Here is a 6,796-nt window from a genome sequence, read left to right on the forward strand (position 1 = left end):
ATCATTTTTACGGTTTGGATTTTAAACTCTTTGTCATATTTCTGACTCATCTTCGGACACCTCGATTTTGCTAGGTTTATTGTCGCATTCTCGATTCTCGGTGTCCACTATTTAGTCTAGCATCAATGCGACCCAGCCTGTCGAGAAGCATATATTTTAAGCGGCTCCAAACGGAGCCTTAAATAACAGGAGTTCAATTATATGATTACCTTTAAAGAGATTTTAAACAAAGTCGTTTTCGAAGAGGTTTGGGACAAGTTGATTGAATACTATCCGAATATGAACCGCAAGAACAGCACAAAGAGAAAATATCTAACCGTATTTGAATCCTTACTTTCAAAAGATCCGGCAAAAAATGTAGAGGAGATGATCATACATATAGACGAGGTTAATTCTGATGCTTCTCTTCACGAAGATGATGTGGAGTATCGGGTACATGGAAAAAATAATTCATCCGAGTGGGATGGATATTGGGACATCTCCGCAAACCATTGGGAGGAGTGGCTAGGCTTTTATATAGATCATAAAGTACTTGAGCGCTTTTCAAGCGAACAAATAGCGGCGCTTTGTTTGTATGAAATGACCTGGTTTGGTTTTTCTGAAGAACTTAATCATGAGTAATGTTGATCAACTTGAGGATCTTGATGGAATAGGAATTCAGTGCATAAAACCCTTTTTCAGGGAGGAGCCGTTCCAATGAATAGCATTTTTGAACAATGCCACACCAATGAAATGATTGCCCGTATCCAACGATTACGCCCGGATTCACAACCGCGTTGGGGGAACATGAATGTCGCGCAAATGTTGGCTCATTGCTCATCTTTTCAAGAGATCGCGATGGGGAACTCTTCTTCCTCCAGAAGTTGGCTCGGGGTGATCATAGGAAAGTTTGTGAAACCCATCTTTTACAACGACAAGCCGCTTCCACGGAACATGTCCACGATTCCGGATATCATGATTGTAGATGAAAGGGATTTTGACGCGGAAAAAGAAACATTAATACAAAAAATAATTACGTTTCAAAATAATGGACCCGAGAACTGCACGACCCGACCCCATCCTTTTTTCGGCAAATTCTCTCCTGAAGAATGGGGCAAGGGCATTTATAAACATTTAGACCATCATTTAAAACAGTTTGGCGTTTAGTTAATGAAACGTGATGACGCTGTGGCCCGAAACTGAGGTCGAAGAGGAATAATGAGATGAATATTGAATATGGGAATACGCTTAAGGAGTTTAGGACGCTATATCCTGTAACGTTTTATATCATTGCAATTAACACCTGCTTATTTTTCATTACGGTCATTTTCAATGGGATTTATGGGGTCGGCTATGTCCAATCCGTGTTTGGAATTACCTCTGGAAGGTATGAGCCTTGGAGGTTTGTCACCTATGCTTTTTTACATAATGGAACTCAACACTATCTAAGTAACAATTTGTTTCTATATATCATGTCTCCTCTCATTGAATACATATTGGGGCGAAGCAAGTTTATGATTTTCATATTGATGAATATCGTGCTAACCCCCATGGGTGACTTTTTATTGTTGTCAACGAACAGTCTGGTCGGCTCCTCGGGAATTTGTTTTGGGATCATGGCTGTATATTATTGCCTCATGATTTCTAAACGGGTTGTTCTCAGAAAACAAACGGTTATGATGTTAGTTGTTTGGTCGGTCCTTGGTTGGGGCAGTACGTTTCTTATGGAACGTATAAGTATTAGCGGTCATATAACCGGTTTTATATGGGGGCTTTTATTTTCACTTATGGTCTTTCGCAAGAACGACAAAAGGCATAAATCCCATACGGGCTAGAGAGTTGGCTTCGTCATTTATAGGAGCTATCCACATTCCAAATTTCATTCAAGACACCCCAAAAAAAGTCCTTCGATGGTTAAAAACGGAGGGCTTTTGCCATTTCTTTGACCATTCCGCAGATTTATTTTGAAAATAATTCGAACGATATCATTCGATTTTACCAATACATACTGTAAGGCCTAAGGGGGAGGTGGCAGATGAATCATTCTACTGATTATGCAAAGCTCGTTGCACTTACATTAGAGGGAAGCCGTGATGCATTTGGCGAGTTGTATGAAGCAACCATCAAGGACGTTTACAAAACCGTTTGTTTTCTTGTTAAAGAGCGGTCTGACGCAGAGGATGTGATTCAGGAGATCTACATTCAAGCATATCGGTCTCTGGGCAAGTATGATGCAAACAGGCCGTTTCGGCCTTGGTTCATGGGCATCGTGATGCGTCAAATTCAAGCCCATCGTAGAAAAAGTTGGACACATGTACGAATCATCAAAAGAGTGGAACAGATTGAACAACTGGTGGCCTATGATTTCTCCAATGAAGTGGTGAACAAGGTATCGAACCGTTCGCTGCTCGCGTGCGTAGATCGGCTTCCTTTTAAGCTGAAAATCGTAATTACCCTGCATTATTTAAACGATTACACGCAAGAAGAGATTGCAGCCATACTCGAGATCCCTCTCGGTACGGTAAAATCAAGGATCCATGCTGCTCTGCAAAAGATACGCAACAAACAGAATATGAACATTCCGGCGATGGGAAGGGTGGAGAAACTAAATGAGTCTTGATGAAAGATTAAAAACGGCTTTTACGGAAGAAACCAAAGATTGGAACGCACCTGCTAATCTTAAGGGGAAAATACTGCACCAAGTCGTAACGCATCAAACTGGACGGCGAATGAAAAAATGGATTGCTGCGGGCATTTTGGCCGCGGCCTTGGTAATCCCGACTGGTGCATATGCCGGGTACAATTACATTGCGGATTCCATCTACGGTTCGCAGGAGAATATCGCCAAATATGGGGTAAGTCCAAAACAGTACGAAGAGCTCGAGGCAAAGCTGCAGAGCGCCAAACAAAACCTCAGTGAAGAGGAATTTACCAAATGGCTGTCTTTACTTCAAGAGTTGGAAACAATGAATTTGAACATTGCCGATGCCCACGGGGACATTCATCCAGACCGCTTGAGCGCAGAGGAGCTTAAACGCTACAAAAGCTTAACATCAGAGCTGGAGCCTGTCTTTAATAAATTGAACGAAATTCAATCAACCCCGAAAAGGGAGGTTAAAATGGTAGATAACGCCGCTTTTTGGGGAGGAATCGTAGACCAAGCAAGGCTGACATTCAGTAAAGAGGAATTCAACGAGTTCCAGACATTGATCAATGAATTGAAGGCGTATGACGACAAGACGCTTGATCCGGATGGAATCTCAGAGGAAGATGAATCGAAAATCGATCAGTTGACAGAGCAGCTGGAGCCGTATTTTAAAAAGCTGGGAATTACGTTTAAACCAAGATCTTGATCTCCTGGTTGATCGAAGTTCCTTTGGCTTCAGTTCCATAGATCCATTTTTAAACTGTTTCGGGCAAAACAACATTTGCCCGATTTTTTTAACCAATCCATTTGAACGGAACTGAAACGATGAGGGGACTTGCTCTTGAATGGGTGAAATGGAGGTTATTGAGTCGGCTTACAAGAGTCGGTTAAGAAATGGGATGGAGCAGATAAACCTTGACGAAAAACGCAGCGGGTCTGTCCCTTAAGAACGCTATAGGAGAAGTTGGACCGGTTACACTAAGTTGGACGAAAAAATAAGGGCTTGTAGAATAAACCTATCATGATAAGGAGTGCACCTCTACAATGTCCAAACATCAACTTGCGTGTTTACAACCGAGTTCAAAAAGCAAATGGTATAGCGAAGATCGGGCGTGAGCTGGGTAGTCACGCACCTACCATTACTCGAGAACTGAAAGAATGGCCGTGATAAAATCTTAGAAATCAAACTACCTGTTAGCGAGTATGCTGAGGATAAGTTGTTTTCCCACATTAATAAAGTCTTATGTGAAGCCAAACTAATCGCTGAAACATTACAGAACGGGTGCAAAACAACGCAAAAGGTGCAGAAGACTGTATATCAATAATCTTTGAGGAGGTGTTGCCAATAAACTATAGTATTTTAGGTAAAATTTAGGTATAATGCACTAGCTGGCCTTAGGGCCAAAATATCAAAAAGGAGACTACATATGAAAAGCAAAATTATCATCATCGCTTCTCTACTCTTAACTCTCATCGCTGAATCTGCAGGCGCGGCTCCAAGAATGAACGTTACCGTTGACGGAAACGCGGTTATATTTGACCAGGATCCAATTGTTCAAAGTGGAGTTACTTTGGTTCAATTTAAACCGGTATTTAATGATCTTGGTATCGGAATCGGTTGGAATCAAAAGAAACAACAGGTGACTGGTACAAAAGATGGAACAAGTATAATTCTTAATGTCGGAAGTAAGACTGCATATGTTAATGGAACTCCTGTCGAGCTTCAAGTTGCGCCAAAAATCATTAAGGGCAGCGTATTTGTGCCTTTGCGTTTTGTAAGTGAAGCAACTGGAGCCTACGTTAATCTTTCGGGCAATGTTATTCAAATTATGAGTAAGGACTCATTTTCGCAGTCATCCATAACACCATCCCGTCCCATTACTCCAACTAACCCTTCTATCCAGCCAAAAACAAGCACTATTAATGAGCTTGATAAATATTTGAATGACAATTTCTCGGTATATTATTTCCATGGCCTTGAACTAGATTTGTCTTTCACAAGCAACATTGGCAAAGATGGCCAATACTCTCTTCTCATTGATATGAATGACTCTGATGATGTATTAGAGCTGTTGGATATGTTGTCCGATGACTACTCTCTTATTTCAGAACTCACAGGCAAGTTTGCGCCCGTTGTTCACAGCAAATATGGCGAGAACAATATTAACTTGCATGTCCGTTCTGTTATGTACAGCAGCGTATACCCATCCAAGCTTCCATCAGGCGCGTTCGTCATCCCTTCTGATTATGAAGGATATAAGGTGATCAGCTTCATGTTCGCTGCAAGATATGATTACAAGACCAAGGAGTATTACAGCTTCATTGTCAACGCCAACGACGGCAAGCTGACTATGCTTGATGGTGGAAGATTGTAATCTGAAATAAAAAATAACAGTTATTAGTATTTAAAGAACAAGGATTTGAACGTCTTGGGTTTCAGGTACCTGAGGGAGCCGTTGAGGAAAATGAAGATTGCTCAGTGCTATTCGAAGAGATATTAATGAAGAGGCGGGTATTGGCGAATACACTTACTAAACAGAGAAGCTCAGTATAACGTTAAGCGTTATTACAATCAAATTAATGTTACATATTCAGAACAATTCACTTATGTAGTCCAATATAATGATGAAGATAACGGATGGATTTATGATTACTATTGGATATTGATCTTGATGAGAATACGACACTTTTGGGTTCTTAGGTATTCATTTAGATATTGTTTGAGCTACTGGGGCTTTCTGAGGTTTGCGGTTATGTGGCATGAGGTTGCCACATAACCGGTCATGGAAAAATCGGTAAAACGTATTTCACGCTGCAGGACTACCATCCTTTGGGTTGTCAGTTGTATAATCAAGGAGACATAGCAGGCAACAATCGGCCCAGCCTAAGATAAGAGCTATCTAAGGCTGGGTCGATTCGTAGATACAGAGCGTTAGCTGTAGTCATATCCGATCACAATTGGGGGGGGAGATCCATGAAGGTTGATGAATCTGTACTCAATCAAATTCTTGATGTATTGGACTATCAAGGAACCGATGTTCATTTACTCGGCGGATATTTTAATAACGTTTACGAAATCTCTTCCGAAGTACCGATCATTGTTAAGATTTTTAGTAGAGGGATTCATAGGGAGGAGGAAATTCTGTCTGAGATCGAATGGACGCAATTCCTTCATGAAAATGGAGTTCATGTAACGGTTCCTATAATCCTAAGTGGCAGTTCCTATATCCATAATTTGACGGATGATCTATTTTTCGTAGCTTACGAGAAGGTGAAGGGGGCCCATATTGATATTAACGGTAAAGACTGGAACGAAAAATTATTCAAGCAATGGGGTCATGGGATGGGGACAATGCATTCCTTATCCAAGCTATACAAAGGTAAGTACAGACGGCCAGAATGGAACGAGCATAAGATTTATCGGATGAGAATGGATTCATTTAAGGATAAGATTAAAGAGAAGTGGGAGCAATGCCTTGCAGATATTCAATCAATAAGCAAGTCTAAAGAATCTTATGGAATCATACACGGCGACCTAAATCATCATAATTTCATATATGATAAGGGCGATATCACCTATATTGATTTTGGGGATAGTGAATTTCATTGGTTTGCATACGATATCGCAATTGCTGTATATCATGCTTCGCAAACGATTAAAGATAGAGCCGGGCGGGATCGGTTTGCGTCTATATTTTTCAATTCATTTATTGAAGGCTATGTAATGGGGAATTCAGTGAATGACATATTGGAGCACGTAGATTTTTTTGTTAACTTCAGGCATCTGTATTCATTTGTTTATCATCATCAATTTTTGCAAAAAGATCAGTTGAATAAACAACAGCTTAAGTATTTAGAAGAAATGGAGCAATCATTAATAAACCGCAAAACTTATTTGGGGATTTCGTTAGTATAGCAGGACTGTGCTTAAGTCATATCCAATTCTCAAAAAAGAAAGGAGAAAAAAATGAGGAAAACCATATGGATCATCGCCCTCTTGCTATTCGTGAACATGAACGTTACTTTCGCTGACTCCAATCAAAATGATGCTAGACTAAATAGTGGACACCGAGAATCGAGAATGCGACAATAAACCTAGCAAAATCGAGGTGTCCGAAGATGAGTCAGAAATATGACAAAGAGTTTAAAATCCAAACCGTAAAAATGATT

7 protein-coding genes are annotated in these 6,796 nt (G+C 40.5%); all 7 read left to right on the forward strand.

What is annotated here, in order from left to right:
• Positions 1–201: 201 nt before the first annotated feature.
• The 7 genes from KI367_RS26330 to KI367_RS26360 all read left to right on the forward strand — a co-directional run bounded on the left by KI367_RS26330 (position 202) and on the right by KI367_RS26360 (position 6,542).
• The gene (locus KI367_RS26330) at positions 202–621 is read left to right on the forward strand and encodes a DUF6557 family protein (RefSeq protein WP_212953209.1); all 420 of its coding nucleotides are present in this window, start codon (positions 202–204) and stop codon (positions 619–621) included.
• Positions 622–696: 75 nt separating this feature from the next.
• On the forward strand, positions 697–1,146 hold the full coding sequence (locus KI367_RS26335; RefSeq protein WP_212953216.1) for a DUF1569 domain-containing protein: 450 nt from the start codon (positions 697–699) through the stop codon (positions 1,144–1,146).
• A 56-nt stretch (positions 1,147–1,202) separates the two neighbouring features.
• Positions 1,203–1,814 (forward strand): rhomboid family intramembrane serine protease, encoded by a 612-nt coding sequence (locus KI367_RS27735; protein WP_036715478.1) that lies wholly within the window; start codon positions 1,203–1,205, stop codon positions 1,812–1,814.
• A gap of 200 nt (positions 1,815–2,014) precedes the next feature.
• On the forward strand, positions 2,015–2,599 hold the full coding sequence (locus KI367_RS26345) for a sigma-70 family RNA polymerase sigma factor (RefSeq protein ID WP_036715477.1): 585 nt from the start codon (positions 2,015–2,017) through the stop codon (positions 2,597–2,599).
• Positions 2,589–3,332: a DUF3600 domain-containing protein gene (locus tag KI367_RS26350; protein ID WP_212953219.1), complete on the forward strand. Its 744-nt coding sequence runs from the start codon at positions 2,589–2,591 to the stop codon at positions 3,330–3,332. Before KI367_RS26345 ends, KI367_RS26350 begins: the two co-directional genes overlap by 11 nt.
• A 721-nt stretch (positions 3,333–4,053) precedes the next feature.
• Positions 4,054–5,001: a copper amine oxidase N-terminal domain-containing protein gene (locus KI367_RS26355; RefSeq protein ID WP_212953222.1), complete on the forward strand. Its 948-nt coding sequence runs from the start codon at positions 4,054–4,056 to the stop codon at positions 4,999–5,001.
• A gap of 599 nt (positions 5,002–5,600) precedes the next feature.
• A complete protein-coding gene (locus KI367_RS26360; RefSeq protein WP_212953225.1) occupies positions 5,601–6,542 on the forward strand; it encodes a phosphotransferase enzyme family protein in 942 nt (313 codons plus the stop codon).
• Positions 6,543–6,796 lie beyond the last annotated feature (254 nt).

This window comes from Paenibacillus cookii (genome assembly GCF_018333375.1).
GTDB lineage: Bacteria > Bacillota > Bacilli > Paenibacillales > Paenibacillaceae > Paenibacillus_AQ > Paenibacillus_AQ cookii.

What these genes read in the sequence shown, in the direction of transcription:
- KI367_RS26345 (WP_036715477.1), top strand. Translation starts at nt 2,015, where the DNA reads ATGAATCATTCTACTGATTATGCAAAGCTCGTTGCACTTACATTAGAG.
- KI367_RS26335 (WP_212953216.1), top strand. Translation starts at nt 697, where the DNA reads ATGAATAGCATTTTTGAACAATGCCACACCAATGAAATGATTGCCCGT.
- KI367_RS26360 (WP_212953225.1), top strand. Translation starts at nt 5,601, where the DNA reads ATGAAGGTTGATGAATCTGTACTCAATCAAATTCTTGATGTATTGGAC.
- KI367_RS26330 (WP_212953209.1), top strand. Translation starts at nt 202, where the DNA reads ATGATTACCTTTAAAGAGATTTTAAACAAAGTCGTTTTCGAAGAGGTT.
- KI367_RS26350 (WP_212953219.1), top strand. Translation starts at nt 2,589, where the DNA reads ATGAGTCTTGATGAAAGATTAAAAACGGCTTTTACGGAAGAAACCAAA.
- KI367_RS26355 (WP_212953222.1), top strand. Translation starts at nt 4,054, where the DNA reads ATGAAAAGCAAAATTATCATCATCGCTTCTCTACTCTTAACTCTCATC.
- KI367_RS27735 (WP_036715478.1), top strand. Translation starts at nt 1,203, where the DNA reads ATGAATATTGAATATGGGAATACGCTTAAGGAGTTTAGGACGCTATAT.